General features: G+C 68.3%; 15 protein-coding genes and 1 pseudogene. 8 read left to right on the forward strand and 8 right to left on the reverse strand.

Annotated elements, in window-relative coordinates; all coding sequences use genetic code 11:
- Nucleotides 1-6 precede the first annotated feature (6 nt).
- The 4 genes and pseudogenes from DWB05_RS07030 to DWB05_RS07040 all read left to right on the forward strand — a co-directional run bounded on the left by DWB05_RS07030 (nucleotide 7) and on the right by DWB05_RS07040 (nucleotide 2,759).
- The gene (locus DWB05_RS07030) at nucleotides 7-1,056 is read left to right on the forward strand and encodes a cation:proton antiporter regulatory subunit (RefSeq protein ID WP_332871711.1); all 1,050 of its coding nucleotides are present in this window, start codon (nucleotides 7-9) and stop codon (nucleotides 1,054-1,056) included.
- A gap of 179 nt (nucleotides 1,057-1,235) precedes the next feature.
- Nucleotides 1,236-1,337 (forward strand): annotated as a pseudogene (locus DWB05_RS15300) (hypothetical protein); the annotation flags it as partial.
- Nucleotides 1,338-1,396: 59 nt separating this feature from the next.
- Nucleotides 1,397-2,179, forward strand: a complete 783-nt coding sequence (locus tag DWB05_RS07035; RefSeq protein WP_114376356.1) for an RMD1 family protein — start codon at nucleotides 1,397-1,399, stop codon at nucleotides 2,177-2,179.
- 55 nt (nucleotides 2,180-2,234) lie between these two features.
- Complete coding sequence (locus DWB05_RS07040) at nucleotides 2,235-2,759, forward strand: AI-2E family transporter (protein ID WP_269815561.1); 525 nt, start codon at nucleotides 2,235-2,237, stop codon at nucleotides 2,757-2,759.
- A gap of 162 nt (nucleotides 2,760-2,921) precedes the next feature.
- Here DWB05_RS07040 and DWB05_RS07045 read toward each other — a convergent pair whose 3' ends face one another.
- Genes DWB05_RS07045 through pqqB form a run of 5 tightly spaced genes read right to left on the reverse strand, consistent with a single transcriptional unit; the run spans nucleotide 2,922 to nucleotide 5,792 of the window.
- Complete coding sequence (locus DWB05_RS07045; protein WP_232818426.1) at nucleotides 2,922-3,815, reverse strand: radical SAM protein; 894 nt, start codon at nucleotides 3,813-3,815, stop codon at nucleotides 2,922-2,924.
- Between the two features lie 46 nt (nucleotides 3,816-3,861).
- A complete protein-coding gene (pqqD, locus tag DWB05_RS07050; RefSeq protein ID WP_157967118.1) occupies nucleotides 3,862-4,140 on the reverse strand; it encodes a pyrroloquinoline quinone biosynthesis peptide chaperone PqqD in 279 nt (92 codons plus the stop codon).
- Nucleotides 4,141-4,144: 4 nt separating this feature from the next.
- Nucleotides 4,145-4,363, reverse strand: coding sequence for a hypothetical protein (locus tag DWB05_RS14870; protein ID WP_198669071.1), 219 nt, complete (start codon nucleotides 4,361-4,363; stop codon nucleotides 4,145-4,147).
- Nucleotides 4,360-4,878, reverse strand: a complete 519-nt coding sequence (locus DWB05_RS07055) for a thiaminase II/PqqC family protein (RefSeq protein ID WP_198669072.1) — start codon at nucleotides 4,876-4,878, stop codon at nucleotides 4,360-4,362. The genes DWB05_RS14870 and DWB05_RS07055 overlap by 4 nt, the downstream gene beginning before the upstream one ends.
- Complete coding sequence (gene pqqB / locus DWB05_RS07060) at nucleotides 4,875-5,792, reverse strand: pyrroloquinoline quinone biosynthesis protein PqqB (protein WP_114376363.1); 918 nt, start codon at nucleotides 5,790-5,792, stop codon at nucleotides 4,875-4,877. The genes DWB05_RS07055 and pqqB overlap by 4 nt, the downstream gene beginning before the upstream one ends.
- Before the next feature lie 145 nt (nucleotides 5,793-5,937).
- On the opposite strand from pqqB, the gene DWB05_RS07065 reads away from it, so the two are divergent.
- Complete coding sequence (locus tag DWB05_RS07065; RefSeq protein WP_198669073.1) at nucleotides 5,938-6,072, forward strand: PQQ-dependent sugar dehydrogenase; 135 nt, start codon at nucleotides 5,938-5,940, stop codon at nucleotides 6,070-6,072.
- A gap of 139 nt (nucleotides 6,073-6,211) precedes the next feature.
- Here the strand turns inward: DWB05_RS07065 and DWB05_RS07070 are convergent, their stop codons facing one another.
- Nucleotides 6,212-7,747, reverse strand: a complete 1,536-nt coding sequence (locus tag DWB05_RS07070; protein WP_114376368.1) for a UxaA family hydrolase — start codon at nucleotides 7,745-7,747, stop codon at nucleotides 6,212-6,214.
- Between the two features lie 118 nt (nucleotides 7,748-7,865).
- Here DWB05_RS07070 and DWB05_RS07075 point away from each other — a divergent pair, with 118 nt between their 5' ends.
- Nucleotides 7,866-8,855: a sialic acid TRAP transporter substrate-binding protein SiaP gene (locus DWB05_RS07075; RefSeq protein ID WP_114376370.1), complete on the forward strand. Its 990-nt coding sequence runs from the start codon at nucleotides 7,866-7,868 to the stop codon at nucleotides 8,853-8,855.
- A 42-nt stretch (nucleotides 8,856-8,897) separates the two neighbouring features.
- On the opposite strand, the gene DWB05_RS07080 is transcribed toward DWB05_RS07075, so the two are convergent.
- Nucleotides 8,898-10,010, reverse strand: coding sequence for a mandelate racemase/muconate lactonizing enzyme family protein (locus tag DWB05_RS07080; protein WP_114376372.1), 1,113 nt, complete (start codon nucleotides 10,008-10,010; stop codon nucleotides 8,898-8,900).
- 73 nt (nucleotides 10,011-10,083) lie between these two features.
- On the opposite strand from DWB05_RS07080, the gene DWB05_RS07085 reads away from it, so the two are divergent.
- Nucleotides 10,084-10,662 carry a TRAP transporter small permease gene (locus DWB05_RS07085; protein ID WP_114376374.1) on the forward strand — a complete coding sequence of 193 codons (579 nt, stop codon included), beginning with the start codon at nucleotides 10,084-10,086 and terminating at the stop codon, nucleotides 10,660-10,662.
- Nucleotides 10,659-11,936, forward strand: coding sequence for a TRAP transporter large permease (locus DWB05_RS07090; RefSeq protein WP_114376377.1), 1,278 nt, complete (start codon nucleotides 10,659-10,661; stop codon nucleotides 11,934-11,936). Before DWB05_RS07085 ends, DWB05_RS07090 begins: the two co-directional genes overlap by 4 nt.
- A 149-nt stretch (nucleotides 11,937-12,085) precedes the next feature.
- Here the strand turns inward: DWB05_RS07090 and DWB05_RS07095 are convergent, their stop codons facing one another.
- On the reverse strand, nucleotides 12,086-14,614 hold the full coding sequence (locus DWB05_RS07095; protein WP_114376379.1) for an ATP-binding protein: 2,529 nt from the start codon (nucleotides 14,612-14,614) through the stop codon (nucleotides 12,086-12,088).
- Between the last annotated feature and the right edge of the window lie 221 nt (nucleotides 14,615-14,835).

Here is a 14,835-nt window from a genome sequence, read left to right on the forward strand (position 1 = left end):
ACACTGATGGCGACTTCACCCAACCTGGTCGTCGGCCCGGAGCTGACGCGTCGGGGCCACGAGGGGTTCGGCTTCTTCGCCTTCACGCCGTTCGGCCTGCCGATCCTTGCGCTCGCCATCCTCTACATGATGGTCGCTCGCCGCTTCCTCGGCGGTGGCGTGGGGGCGGAAACGGCGAGGCACCGGCGACCACGCCTGCAGGAACGGATCACGGCCGACGGCCTCGCCGAGCGCGCGCATCGCGTACGCATCACGGCGGGCTCGCCGCTGATCGGCAAAAGGTTCGGTGACCTGCGCGGCACGATGAGGGGCGTGACCCTGATCGCGATCGAGCGGCCTCTCCGTTTCGGTGTCGACACGCTACGCCCGCTACCCGAACGCACGCTCGAGGAGGGCGATGTGCTCCTGCTCGACATCTTCGAGCCGGAGATCGACATCGAGACGGTCCGGTGCGACCTGAAGCTCGATCGCCTGCCGCTCGACCCTTCGGGCGGCTATTTCACCGACCGCCAGCACGAGATCGGCATGGCTGAGGTGATCGTCCACGCCGAATCCCCCGTCGTCGGCCGGACGGTGGATGGCGCTCTGCTGCGCGACAGCCATAACCTCGCCGTGATCGGGCTTCGCCGTGGGCGGGATGTGGTCGCCAAAGGACTGCGCGCGGAGAGGCTTCGGGTCGGCGACACGCTGCTGCTCGTCGGCTTCGGGAGCGACATCGCGCGGCTCGGTGCCAGTGGCGGCAAGGTCGTGCTGCTCAACGTACCGGCCGAGCTTGAGGACGTGCCACCCGCCGCCACCAAGGCGCCGCACGCGGTCGCTTCGCTCGGCCTCACCGTCGTGCTGATGGCGACCGGCGTGCTGCCCATCGTGCAGGCCGCACTGATCGGCTGCCTGTTGATGGGCCTGTTCGGTTGCGTCGATTTCGCCTCCGCCCACCGCTCGATCGACTGGAAGAGCCCTGGTTCTCATCGTCGGGATGCTCCCCTTCTCCATCGCGCTGCAGCGTACCGGCGGCGTCGACCTTGCCGCCGATGCCGTGCTGTCCGTCTTGGGTGAAGCCGGCAGCACGGCCGTGCTCGCGACGCTGTTCGCGCTGACGGCCGGCATCGGGCTCTTCATCTCCAGCACCGCGAGGGCAGTGCTGATGGCGCCGATTGCATTGGCGAAGGCAAGGGAGCGGCCTGTCGCCGCGCCCGTTCGCGATGATCGTCGCGCTCGCCGCCTCCACCGCGTTCATGACGCCGATCTCGTCACCGGTGAACACTCTGGTGGTCGGGCCGGGCAACGACCGGTTCGGCGATTTCGTCCGCATCGGCGTGCCCTTCTCGCTCGTCGTCCTCGTCGTCTCGGTGCTTCTCGTGCCGCTGCTGCTTCCCTTGCGCTGGCCTCTGCCGCCATGGCTGCCCTCTCTTCGCTCCGCTTTCGCGGCTGTCTCGTCGGCGAGCGCCTCGATGTGCGCGGCCTTGCCCGTACCGGGGCCGAAACCGGCGACCCGATCGAGATCGAGGCCTGCCCCGGCACCCGCGCCTTCGTCTTCCGTTGGGGCGCGGTTGCCATGATAGGGATGACGGCGGAGCAGGAAGCGGCCCTGCTGCACGCCCTAGCGCCGCGCGTCACCCGGCCGCTCGCCATGCCGATGGACGAGATCGCCACGGTGACGGCGGGAGCGGAGCAGGATCGGATCGAACCCGACGGCACGATCGCGCTGCAGGATCTCGCCGCGCCGCGGGTCGGACTGGTCGCCGATGCCCTGGCGAAGAGCGCGGCACTCAGCCAGCAGGAGACGTTGCTGACGGCAACGCTCGACCGGATGGAACCGGCGATCGCCAGCCTCCGCGATCGCGGGCGCCTCGGCTTGCGCTCCGGCCTTTTGCTCCGTTCCATCGGTGCCGCGATCTCCGCCCGCAGCCGCGCCGTCGCCCGTCTGCAGCCCGATGAGAAGCCCGACCTGCTCTGGGACCATCCCGAGCTCGAACGGTTCCACGCGAGGCTGGTTGAAGAGTATGAACGGCGCGACCGCGGCGAGGCGTTGGATCGCAAACTTGTCCTGATCGGGAAGACCACGCAGACGCTGCTCTCGTTGGTCGAGGCCAGGCGCTCCCTCGGTCTGGAAGCCGCCGTCGCCGCGTTGATCGCGATCGAAGTCGCCACCGCCGTCTATGGTCTGCTGGTGCCCTGAACGCGTGCGACCCGGCGGGGCGTCGTGCGCTATGTGCGCCGAGGTTCCGGCGATGATGACGTCATGCCAGCAGGAGGAGGCAGCCGGCCCACTTCGTGGAAGCTTTGAATGGCTCGCGGCAGCGACGATGGTCATCGCCGTGACGGCAGGGTTCGGCATCTGGGCCTTGGCACGCGCAACCGGGCATGAGCTTGCCCTCGAGTGGGCCGTCATCACCTTCACGATGAACGATATTCCCTTCATCGGTCCGCCGGTCGCCAGGCTGTTCCCGACCTCATTCGCCGGCCTGGAGTTCGGCACCTGGCAGATGATGATCACGGTCTTCCTCGGCATGAACGCGATCCGCCTCGTCCTCGGCTCCTGCCTCGAGCCCCGCATCAGCGGGCGGATCGTTTCGGTCTCGCCATTCGCGATGCGGTTCGCCGTCTTCATGGGCGGACTGCCGTGGGGCGTGGCCGGGGCCTTTCTCGGGCCGCCGATCCTGATCGCGCTGCTGACCTTCTGCGAGCGCAGTGTTCGGTTCTGGCGGCTTGCCGCCGCGCTGGCGAGTCGGCCACCGCAGCGGACATCGCCACGCTGAGGCCGCCTTGCCCTATTGGCGGGGCGAAGGGCGGCCCGCGCGAGAAAGCCACGTCTCGCTCGCCGTCGCAGCCGCTTCGCGCGCGGCGACGACACGATGATGGTCGGGAGCGAGGATACAGGCCGGATCGGTCGCGGCGGCATCGCCGGTCAGCAGGAAGGCCTAACAACGGCATCCACCGTGATCCTTCGCGCGGCGATCGCAACTGCGACACGGCTCTCGCATCCAGTCGGTGCCACGGTACAGGTTGAAGCCGACACTGTGGTGCCCGATGTCGGCGAGCGCCTTGTCCGTGAGCTTCTCCCACACGACGCCCGGCAGGACCTGCGCGGCGTGGCATGGGAGCGCGAAGCCGTCGGGTGTGACCACGATGAAACGCTCTCCCCAGCCGTCCATGCAGGGGCGCAGCCGATCGGCCAGGTAGTCGGGCAGCACGAACAGGATGTCCATCCGACCCCGCAGACGGTCTCTCGCCGCCTGCGCCAAGGTTCGGGCCGCCGCGATGGCCTGCGCGCTCGGCATCAGCGTCGCGCGATTCGGCAGCGCCCAGCCGAGATACTGCGTGTCGGCGAGCTCGAGCCTATCGGCGCCGAGCTCCTCGGCGAGCGCGATCGCGGCATCGACATGAGGCATGGTCGCTCGATGCAGGACGATGTTCAGCGTGAGCGGAAGACCGAACGCCTTGGTCCAGCGGGCGACCGCAAGTTTCTGGCGAAGGCTCGGGGTGCCCGCGATTCGATCGCATCGCGCTTCCGTCACGTCCTGGAGCGAGAGCGGCACGGCGTCGAGGCCGGCCTCAGCCAGAGCGCCGAGGCGTTGTCCGGTGCAGGGCAGGCCGGACGTGATCAGGGTGCTGAAGAGATCGAGCCGTTTTGCCTCCCGCACGATGTCGTCGAGGTCTTGACGCAGGAAGGGTTCTCCTCCGGACAGATTGACCGAGACGATGCCAAGCGCCTCGGCCTCTCGCAGCACGCGCAGCCAATCGGACGTGGTCAGCGCGTCCCGTCGCGTCGTCCAGTCGAGCGGATTGGAACAACGGGGCGACGGAGCGGGCATCGGTAGGTGAGCTCCGCAACGACCGTATAGGGGCGTGGCACGGCCATCACTTGGCCCCGATCAGACCACGGGCCAGCAGGCGATCGAGAAAGGACCCGATATCGGCGGCGGCGGCGACGGCGGCCGCGTCACATCCATATCGTCGCGCAAGCAGCTGCGTGATCTCGGCGAAGGTGCGGGTCCCTTCGCAGAGAGCGAGGGTGGCCGCTGCCGTCGGGTTCAACTTGAGCCCCGCTTCGGAGTAGAGCAGCAGCGTCTCGCCCGTCAGCCGGTCAGGACGCAACCGCGCATGCGGCACGAGCTGCGGTTTCGCGTCGGGCGCCATGGTTTCAGGCGGCGCGTGGCGCCGCCGCAGGTGCCGTTGCGGCCTCGATGCAATCGAGCACATGCCACAGGATCCCCGTCTTGCGGACCAAAGCCGCGACGCAAGCTGCCTGCTTGGCGCAGGTATCGGCGTGCCGGACGACGAAGGCGATGGCCTCGGCGCTGTCCACCCTGGCTTGCACCACGCGATTGCGAAAATAGTGATCGTCGCCGGATCGACTCACGGGTAGTGCGTTTCCCAAGCGTTGATCCGCTTCGTCATGATGTCGGGCGAGAAGAAGTCGGTCAGCGACGAGGCGACCGCCTCCAGCAGGAAGCGTTCACGCACCAGCGTGACGTGGTGGTCGCAGGCGAAGCGCACGCCAGGCAAGACGTCGACGCAGGAGCGCACCCGCTCGACATCGAGACCCACGCCGGCGGCAAGTCTGAGCCAGAGCGCAAGCCCACCCTCGCCGTCTCTTTCGCCGTCATGTTCGCGAATGCGGCGGACCCACATGCGCCGGAAGGCAGGATCGTCGGACTTGGAGAGGATGATCGCATCCTTGATCGGGATGCGGGTCTGACAATAGTACCGGTTGCAAACCAATCCTTGGATCTCCTCGCGGGAGATCCGGCCGGCGTGCATGCGCCGATGGAACGGATGATGGTCATGATCGCGAGCGGCCCCCTCGCGGCGCGGCCAATCGATGAACTCCTGTTCAGGCAACGGGGGGCGCAGCGGATCGATCGGCTCGTTCACAGTGTCATCTCCATGCCGTCCTCGGCGATCTGCCATCCCGCCGTTTCGGCCGCGTGACGTTCGGCACTGTCCTCGTCGAGGAGAGGGTTCGTGTTGTTGAGATGGCTCAGCAGACGACGACCGACGGAGAGGCCTCTGAGAGCAGCGAGGCTCCCGTCAGGCTCTCCGACCGCCAGGTGGCCCATGCTGCGCGCCGTCGCCGTGCCTAGCCCTTCGGCGATCAGCTCGTCGTCCGACCAGAACGTTCCGTCGAAGAAGATGGCGTCCGCGTCGTCCAGGAAGGCGCGCAGGTCAGGCGTGATCGCCGCCGCGCCGGGAACGTAACACAGCCGCCGTCGGCCGTTGCAGCTCAAGGCGACGGCGATCGTCTCGAGCGGATCCTCGAGGGCCAAGCCCTTGAGGTGCGGTGGCGGACGCCGCGGTACGGGGCAGGCACGCAGGCTGAGACCGAGCGGGGGACCGTCGCGGTCGGCAAGCGGAATCTCTTCGCCGTCTGCAATGGTGCGCCAGACGACTTGATTTTCGAATCTTGCGAGCGTGCGCGCGAACGTGGTCCCGTCGACAAAGCCGGGTCGCACCGGCTCCGTGGCGTGGACCGCAAGCGGCTGCCCTTCGCGCAGCGACAACAGACCGAGGACATGGTCGAGGTCCCCGTTCGTCAGCACCACGGCGGCGATCGGGGAATGCCGTTTTGCGCGGGGATGCAGGGAAGGTGTCGCTTCAATTTGCGCTCGGATCTCAGGGCTCGCGTTGAGCAAGACCCAACGCTCGCCATCAGCGCTGACGGCCGTGCTTTCCTGCGTCCGCGGCTTCGCGCGGAGAGTGCCACGGCGAAGCCTCTCGCAAAGCCGGCAGGCGCAGTTCCACTGCGGAAAGCCACCCCCGACCGCCGAGCCGAGAACTCGGACCTGCATGTGGACGTGGTTGGAGCCGGCGACCGGCCGAGGCCGGTCGCCGGAGGCGGATCAGATTTCTTCCTCGGCGAGTTCATCGCTGTAGGAGCGGACTTCGGCATCCATGCGGATTCCCTCGAAGGTCGGCGCTTCCCAGGTTTCGGTCATGGCGCACGAATCGATGCGCATCGGCCAGCGGGTGCGTGACGTCCGGCGGGGGCCCGACGGCTTCATCCACGTGCTGACCGACGAGATCCACGGCCGCGTGTTCCGTCTCGCGCCCGCCGTGGCGACGAACTGATCCGAGAACACCTCACGGTCGGGCACTCGGGGCCGGGGAACAACCTCGGCCCCTTTTCCGTGCGCTTGGCAGGCGCCTGTCCCGCTCCCTTTCCGCCGACGGCGCGTCCAACGATCGGCGAAGCGTCCACGCTCCCTCCTCACATCGTCGCCCCCAGCACCCACGGCGCGAATTCCTGGTCGCCGAAGCCGAACACCTCGCTCTTCGTCTTCTTGCCGGAGGCAACAGCGAGAATTTCATGGAAGATTCGCTCGCCGCAGGCGCTGACGGTCTCTTCGCCGTCGATGATGGTGCCGCAGTTGATGTCCATGTCGTCCTGCATGCGCAGGAACATCGGCGTGTTGGTGGCGAGCTTGATCGATGGCGCCGGCTTGCAGCCGAACACGGAGCCCCGACCCGTGGTGAAGCAGACGACATTCGCCCCACCGGCCACCTGCCCGGTGACGGACACCGGGTCGTAGCCTGGCGTGTCCATGAACACGAAGCCTTTTGCGGTCACCGGCTCCGCGTAGCCATAGACTTCGACCAGATTGGTCGTGCCCGCCTTCGCCATCGCACCGAGCGACTTCTCGAGGATGGTGGTGAGCCCGCCGGCCTTGTTGCCCGGAGACGGATTGTCGTCGAGCTCTCCTCCCTGGCGCCGCGTGTAGTCCTCCCACCACCGCATCAGCTCGACGAGCTTGCGCCCGACCTCTGCGCTCACCGCCCGCCGGGTCAGCAGGTGCTCGGCGCCATAGGTCTCCGGCGTTTCGGACAGGATCACCGTGCCGCCGTGGCGAACGACGAGATCGGAGGCGGCGCCAAGGGCGGGATTGGCGGAAATCCCCGACATGCCGTCCGACCCGCCGCACTGCAGGGCAACGCAGAGATGGCTGGCGGGAACGGGCGTGCGCCGCACGGCATTCGCCTCCGGCAGCATCTCGCGCACGAACTCGACGGCGCGCGCGACCGTCTTCGCCGTCCCGCCGCTCGCCTGGATGGTGAGCGCGCGCAGGCGCGGCTTGCCCTCCAGCCCTTCCGCCTCCATCAAGCCGGCGATCTGGTTCACTTCGCAACCGAGGCCGAGCACGACGACGGCGGCGAAGTTCGGGTGCCGGGCATAGCCGGCGAGGGTGCGGCGCAACAACCGCAGCGGCTCGTCGTCGCTCATCCCGCAACCGGTGCGATGCGTCAGTGCAACGATACCATCGACGTTCGGGAACTCCGCCAACGGATCATGCCCGGTGAAGGGGTTGCGACGAAACGCATCGGCCACGTAATGCGCCACCGTGGCGGAGCAGTTCACCGTCGTCAGCACGCCAATGTAGTTGCGGGTGGCGACACGGCCGTCCGCGCGGACGATGCCATCGAAAGTCGCCGGCGGGTCGATGAAGGCGGTCGGCCGCGCTTCGGAACAGAAGCCGTAGTCGCGCTCGTGTTCGCCCATGCCCAGGTTGTGCGTATGCACATGCTCGCCGGGCGCGATCGGCCGCGTGGCGACGCCGATGATCTGTCCGTACCGCCGCACCGCCTCGCCGGGGGCGTGCGGGCGGGTTGCCACCTTGTGGCCTGGTGGAATGCGCTCCGCCGTGATCACTCCCTCTCCCGGCAGAGGCGTGCCCGGCAGGATGTCGGTGCGTGCGATCACCACGCCGTCGGCGGGATGAAGACGAATGGTCAGTGAGGCTGCAGCCATCTCATGCGTCCCATGCCTTGACCGCCGCGGTTGCCGGTATTGCACCCCGCCTTGGCCTTCGTCATCCTCCAATCATCCGAAGCGCCGGGCAAACCGGCAAGACAGGGAGGGTCACGTCATGTTCCGTTCGCTGCTCGCGTCCGTCGTCGCCGCTGCGACCTTGGCCGGCGCGTTGCCGGCCGATGCCCAAACCCGGCTCCGCTTCGCGCATGTGTACGAGGTGAGCGAACCCTATCACACGGAGGCGCTCTGGGCAGCGGAGGAGATCGCGAAGCGGACGAACAATCGTTGGCGAATCGAGGTGTTTCCCGCCTCGGCACTCGGCAACGAGCCGGCGATCAATGAGGGACTCACCCTCGGCACGATCGACATGATCTACACCGGCACCGCCTTCGCCGGCAGCCGCTTTCGCCCCATCGCCATCAGCAACGCGCCTTACGTCTTCCGCGACTTCGACCACTGGCTCGCCTACCGCGACAGCGACCTGCTGAAGGAATTGATGGCCGGCTACGATCGCGCAACCGGCCACAAGGTGCTCGCGATGACGTACTACGGCGCGCGCCACGTCACCGCGAACCGGCCGATCCACCGCCCCGAGGACATGCGCGGGATGAAGCTGCGCGTCCCGCAGGCCCCGCTGTACCTCATGTTCGCTCGCTCCGTCGGTGCCAACGCCACGCCCATTGCGTTCGCGGAAGTGTATCTCGCCCTGCAGAACGGCACGGTGGACGGACAGGAGAATCCCCTGCCCACCATCCAGGCCAAGAAGTTCTACGAGGTGCAGAGCCACATCATCCTGACCGGGCATATCACCGAGTCGCTGCTGACGATCGCCTCGGGCAACTTGTGGCGACGCCTCTCGGCGGCGGATCGCGCCGTGTTCGAGGAGGTGTGGCGGGAAGCGGCCAATCGCGCGACCTACGCCATTCGCATCGCGGAAGAAACGTTGCCGGCCTGGTTCGAACAGCAGGGGAAGACCGTCATTCGCCCCGATCGTGCCGCCTTCCGCGCCGCCGCCCTGCCGCTGCACAACGACCCGCAGGCGGGTGCTGGCTGGACGCGCGAACAATACGACCGCCTGCAGGCGCTCGGCGCGCGGACGAACTGAGGTAGCCTCCGGCCCTGGGGCGGCGGCCTTGCTCGCCGCCCCTCACGTCACGACGATCGGCGAGAAGCGCTGATGGCGTTCGATGGCGCGCTGATCCCAGATGATGCCGTGCCCCGGCCGGTCGGGCGCGGATGCCGTGCCGTGCGAAATCTCGATCCGGCTTTCCGTCACGTCGTCGAGCTGCGGAATGTGCTCGAGCCAGGCGCTGTTCGGCACCGCGCAGCAGAGCGGCAGGTGCAGCTCCATCAGGTAGTGCGGGCAGACCGCGACGTTGAACGCCTCCGCCATGTGCGCGACCTTGAGCCACGGCGTGATGCCGCCGATGCGCGCGACATCGACCTGCACGATGCGGCAGGCGCCGCGGGCGAGGTAGTCGCGGAACTGCGCTGGGTGGTAGAGGCTTTCGCCGACCGCGATCGGGATCGTGGTCGCCGCGGCAAGGCGCGCGTGGCCCTCGACGTCCTCGGCCGGCAGCGGCTCCTCGTACCAGGCAAGATCAAGCCCCGCCGCCTCGAAGGCGCCGGCGCGACGGATCGCCTCCGCCACGTTGAAGCCCTGGTTGGCGTCGGTCATCAGCTCGACGTCGGGACCAAGTGCACGCCGCACGGCTTCGAGGCGGGCGAGATCCTCGCGCAAGCCGGGTTTGCCGACCTTCACCTTCACACCGCGAAAGCCGCGCGCCGCGGCGGCGCTGCACGCGTCCACCAGAGCGCCGGTTTCGAGATGCAGCCACCCGCTCTCGGTATCGTAGACGCGGATCGAGTCCTTCGCCCCCCCGGCGAGGCGCGCCAGCGAAAGACCAAGCCGGCGCCCGCGCAGGTCCCACAGCGCGACGTCGATGGCAGCGAGGGCGAGCGCGGTCAGCGGACCGACGGACAGGGCGTGGGTGTGCCAGAACAGGTCTTGCCAAATCGCCTCGATCGCCTCCGCCTCGCGACCGATCAGCCGCGGCGCGAGATGGTCGCGCAGCAGCGCGATGACCGAACTGCCACCCGTGCCGATGGTGTAGCTGTAGCCCGTGCCCTCCGCACCCTCCGCATCGCACAGGCGCACGAAGGGCGTTTCCTGCACCGTGAAGGCCTGGATCGCATCGCTGCGCGCCACGCGCGGGCGAAGGTCGATCAGACCGATCTCGACGCGCACGATCCTCGGCACGAGAGAGGCTCCATCCTGGGCATGACGCTTCCGGAGAGTGCAGTCTAGGCCGGGTGGCGACGAGGAAAAGGGCATGACGACAGACGCGGGGGATACGCTTGCGGCGGAGGCCGGCTACGAGACCTTGCTGCACGAGCAGGAGGAGCGCGAACGGCACGAACCGCCGGGCGACTGGCGAATCGAAGACTGGCTGGCCTTCGCGATCTTCTGGGTGCTCGCCGCGGTCGTCTTCCTGCAGTTCTTCACCCGCTACGTGCTGAACGACTCGATCGCCTGGACCGAGGAGATCGCACGCTACCTGTTGATCGGTACCACCTTCGTCGGCGCGGCGATGGCGGCGCGCAAGGGCAGCCACATCGCGCTCGAGATCCTTGCCTTCGCCTTGCCGCCAGCCGCCCGGCGCTGGTTTCGCTTCTGTCTTGATCTCGTCGCGACCGCCTTCTTCGCCATCGCCGCTTGGTTGTGCTTCGAGATCGCACAGGCGATGTGGTACCAACCGATGGTGGTGATCAATGTGCCGCTCGGCATCGTTTATTACGTCGCCACGTTCGGTCTCGCACTCACCACGGTGCGGTTCGCTTGGCATGCGGTCGCGGCATTCCGTGCGCCGCAGCCGGAGGCCATCGATCCTTCGCTGTCCGCCCGCACATGACGGCCCTTCTCTTTGGCACCTTCCTAGGTGGCCTGCTGATCGGGCTTCCCGTGGCGGTGGCGCTCGGCGGTGCGTCTCTCCTCTACGTCGCGCTGACCGGGGATCTGCCGCTGCTCGTCGTCGTGCATCGCATGGTGAACGGCATCGACAGTTTCCCTCTTCTTGCCGTGCCGTTTTTCATCATGGCCGGCAACCTGATGAACAGCGCCGGCATCACCGACCGCATCTTCAACTTCGCGCTCGCCGCGGTCGGCTGGGCGCGTGGGGGCCTCGGTCACGTCAACGTCTTCGCCTCGATCATCTTCGCCGGCATGTCCGGCACCGCAGTGGCCGATGCCGGCGGCCTCGGCACGATCGAAATCAAGGCGATGCGCGACAACGGCTATCCCGACAAGTTCTCGATCGGCATCACCGCGGCCTCCACCGTCATCGGCCCGATCATTCCGCCCTCGTTGCCTCTGGTCATCTACGGCGTGATGGCAAACGCGTCCGTGGGCCAGCTCTTCGCCGCCGGTATCCTGCCCGGGCTCCTGATTGCGCTCGTGCTGTTCGCTTGGGTTGCGGTGGTCGCACGGCTGAATCATTTCCCGCGCGACGCGGCCTTCCGCTTGGGCAGGCTCGCGCGCGCGGCCTGGCGCGGCACGCTCCCCCTGCTCACGCCGGTGATCCTGATCGGCGGCATGAAGTCCGGCCTGTTCACGCCGACCGAGGCCGCCATCGCCGCCACCGTCTACGCGTTGTTCCTTGGTCTCGTCGCCTATCGCACGCTCGGATGGAACCGCCTCGTGCGTGTCTCGATGGAGACGATCGAAACCACCGCGGTCGTGCTCCTGATCGTTGCGGGTGCCTCCATCTTCGGCTGGCTGATCACCACCACGCGGGTGAGCGAGGAGATCGCCGAGGCGGTGCTTGCAGTCACCAGCGACCGCGTGCTCGTCCTCCTGGTCGTCAACGCGCTCCTGCTGGTCGTCGGCTGCTTCCTCGAGACCATCGCCGCCATCACCATCCTGGTGCCCGTGCTGCTGCCGCTGGTGACGAAGGTCGGCGTCGATCCCGTCCATTTCGGTATCATCATGACGCTGAACCTGGTCATCGGGCTGCTGACCCCGCCGGTGGGCATGGTGATCTACATCCTGGCGCGCATTTCGGGGCGCAGCTTCGAGTTCGTCACGCGCGCGATCGCGCCGTTCCTGGTGCCGCTGTTCGCTGCGCTCCTGATCGTCACCTACTGGCCGGGGTTCGTGCTCTATCTGCCGACCGTGTTCTATCGGTGAGCGGTCAAGGGCCCCGCGACACCCCCGAACGCCGCTGCGACGCCGCCGACCCGAAAGCGACGATCCCGCGACGGCTGTGGGATACGATCCGCAAGGAGCGGAACGGTGCAGCCGAGCCGACCGCGACCTCGCGCATCGACGGTCCGGCGCTATCGTCGCGCCTCGCAGAGGGGTTCCGTCTCAACGTCGCGTGCCACGACCGTTCCCTGTCGCATCACCGCGGCCATCGCGGCAAGCAGCGTGTCGCGTCGGAACGGCTTCTGCACCACCGTCACCATGTCTAGGGCGGCGATCCTGGCCTCGAAATCGAGACCGGGGTCGCCGGTGACGAACACGATTGGAACCTTCGGCAGGGATCGCCGGATCCTGCGGGCAAGATCGAGGCCGTTCGCTCCGTGCCCCAACTTGATGTCGAGCACCAGGAGGTCCGGCGAGGAGACCGCCACCCGGGCCAAAGCCTGGTCCTCGTCCAGGGCGCCGAAGACCTGCGCCCCCTGAGCCTCGAGAAGTCGTTGCAGGCCGAGCAGGGCCTGAGGGTCGTCCTCCACCACCAGCACCGTGCGGTCGCGGAGCGACAGCGAAGCGTCCGTGCCGACCGCGGTGCCGTTCGGCGCGGCGGGCTCCGTGCCGTCGACCAGCGGAAGGTAGATCGTCACCCGTGTGCCCGCGCCCGGCGTGCTCTCGATCTCCAGCGTGCCGCCCGATTGGCGGGCAAAGCCATAAGCCGACGGCAGGCCGAGCCCGCTGCCGCGATCGCCCTTGGTGGTGAAGAACGGCTCAAGCACGTGCTCGAGCACTTCGGGCGGCATCCCGGGACCGTCGTCCTCCACCACCAGCGCCGCATAGGGCCCGGGGACGAGGCCCAGCCGCCGCGCCGCCGGCCCGTCGAGGGAGACGCGGCGGCAGGAGAGCACGATCCGGCCGTCCCTCTGGTCGCCGATCGCATCACGGGCATTGAGGACGAGGTTGGTCACCGCACTCTCCAGCCCGCCCTCATCGGCACGGCCGCGGCCGAGACTGCCGAGTTCCGTCACCAGCGCGATCCGGTTCGGCATTGCTTTCACGAGCAGGGGCACGAGCTTCTCTAGCGTCGCCGTGAGGTCGATCGTGCGAGGCGCGTCGATGCTGCGCTGCGCGAAGGCGAGCAGTGGGCGGGTGAGGTCGGCCCCCCTCTGGGCGGCACCCAGGGCGGCATCGACGAGCTCCCGCTGCTCGCGCGACAGCGGCGTCTCGGCGAGCACCTCGAGGTGCAGTGCCACGATCGCCAACAGGTTGTTGGTGTCGTGGGCGACCGACCCGGCGAGCCGGCCGAGGGCGGAGAGCCGCTCCGCCCGCACCGCCGCCTCGCGGGCGCGCATTTCCTCCGTCACATCGGCAAGCACGAGGACGTAGCGCTCGTGCGTCTCGAGGCGCGCCGACAAGGGCGCCCCAACACAGCGCGCCCAGAACGGAGCGCCGTCCATCTTGCGCAACTGGAGCACCTCATCGCAGGGCTGGGCGTCCCGGATCGCAGCGCGGAGTCGGGTATGAGGCTGTGGCTCAGGCTGAGCCTCGTGATCGACGAGCAGCGTGAAGATGGCCCGGCCCCCGAAGTCGTCGTCGCGCAGCCCAGTCAGGCCGAAGAAGGCCCGGTTGGCCCAAGATAGCCGGCCTTCGCCGTCGGTCACCGCGATCGCCGCCCCCATCTCGCGCAGCGTGGCGGCGACGCGTTCCGCCTCCTCCCGCGCGCGACGGATCTCGACGAGGCGCTGGGAGTCGCGCCGGAACTGCCGGGAGGTCGCCGCCGCGCCGAACAGGAGTCCGCCCGCAAGGACCCCGGCGAAGGCGAAGACGAGCAGCTCCCTGGTTCGGCCGAGACCCAACAGCTCCTCGCGCCCGGTAGCGACCAGGGCGAAGACCGGGCGGCTGCCGACTCGATGGAAGGCGATAATCCGGTCGGCGCCGTCCGTCTGCACCGGGCCGGCGACCACACCGAGGTCGGCGCGCTGGAACCCTTGCACGGCAGGTCCGGAAAAGCGCCGGCCGAGGATGCGGGGGTCGAAGGGCAGGCGCGCGATGAAGCTGCCGTCCTCGTACATCAGCGCGACGGCACCGTTGAGCGGCAGCTGCGCGGAGGCGAGAACGCCGAGCAGCAGGGGCAGCGGCACGGCGGAGACAGCGACTGCGGCGTCGTGCGGGTTGGGGGCAAGTCGCTGGCTCAGCGGCAGCATGTAGGTGCCCAGTCGTTCGCTGTAACGAACCGGCCCCCACGTGACCTCGCCAGGCTCCGCCTTCAGCGCCATGGCGACTTCGCTACGATCGGAGAACGACTGGCCGAGGACAGGGATCGGCGCCATGCCCTGGCCATCGCTGGCGACGAACACCACGACGGCCGGTTCTTCGCTCTCCGCCACACCCTCGCCCGGGGCACGGCGCACGCCGACGATCGCCGCGTGCTCCGGCACCATCCAGGCGAGGGCGGCTGAGGCCTGGACCAGCCGGCGCTCCGCCTCGGCGAGCACGCTTTCCGCATTGGCGGCGAGGGTGGCGGTGAGGCGGAGCAGGGTTTCGCCCACCGCGGCTTCGGTCCGGGCGCGCTCGAGCGAGACGAAGTACCAGGCGCTGAGGAGGATGCTCGTCGCGACCGTGACGGCCCCCGCCCAGAGGAGAGCGATCAGACGACGAGGCCTGGTCTCCAAACTCCGTGCGGTCGCGCCTTCGGTCGACGGCGGGTCAAAGGTCGGCTTGGAAGCTATGCGTCCGACATCCAAGGAGGTGGGGCTCCAACACGCGGAGCGCGAACCGCACCCGCGTTGTACACGCGTCGGCTGCCGGCTGTCGAGGTCGTCCTCACCGCGTGTGGCGCAGGGGAAGAAGGGGTGCGCAAGCGGTTGGATCGCCCGTCGCGGTCGCCGGGTAA

Origin of the sequence: Elioraea thermophila (ex Habib et al. 2022), from assembly GCF_003336755.1 — a bacterium.
Classification (GTDB): Bacteria; Pseudomonadota; Alphaproteobacteria; order Acetobacterales; family Acetobacteraceae; genus Elioraea; species Elioraea thermophila.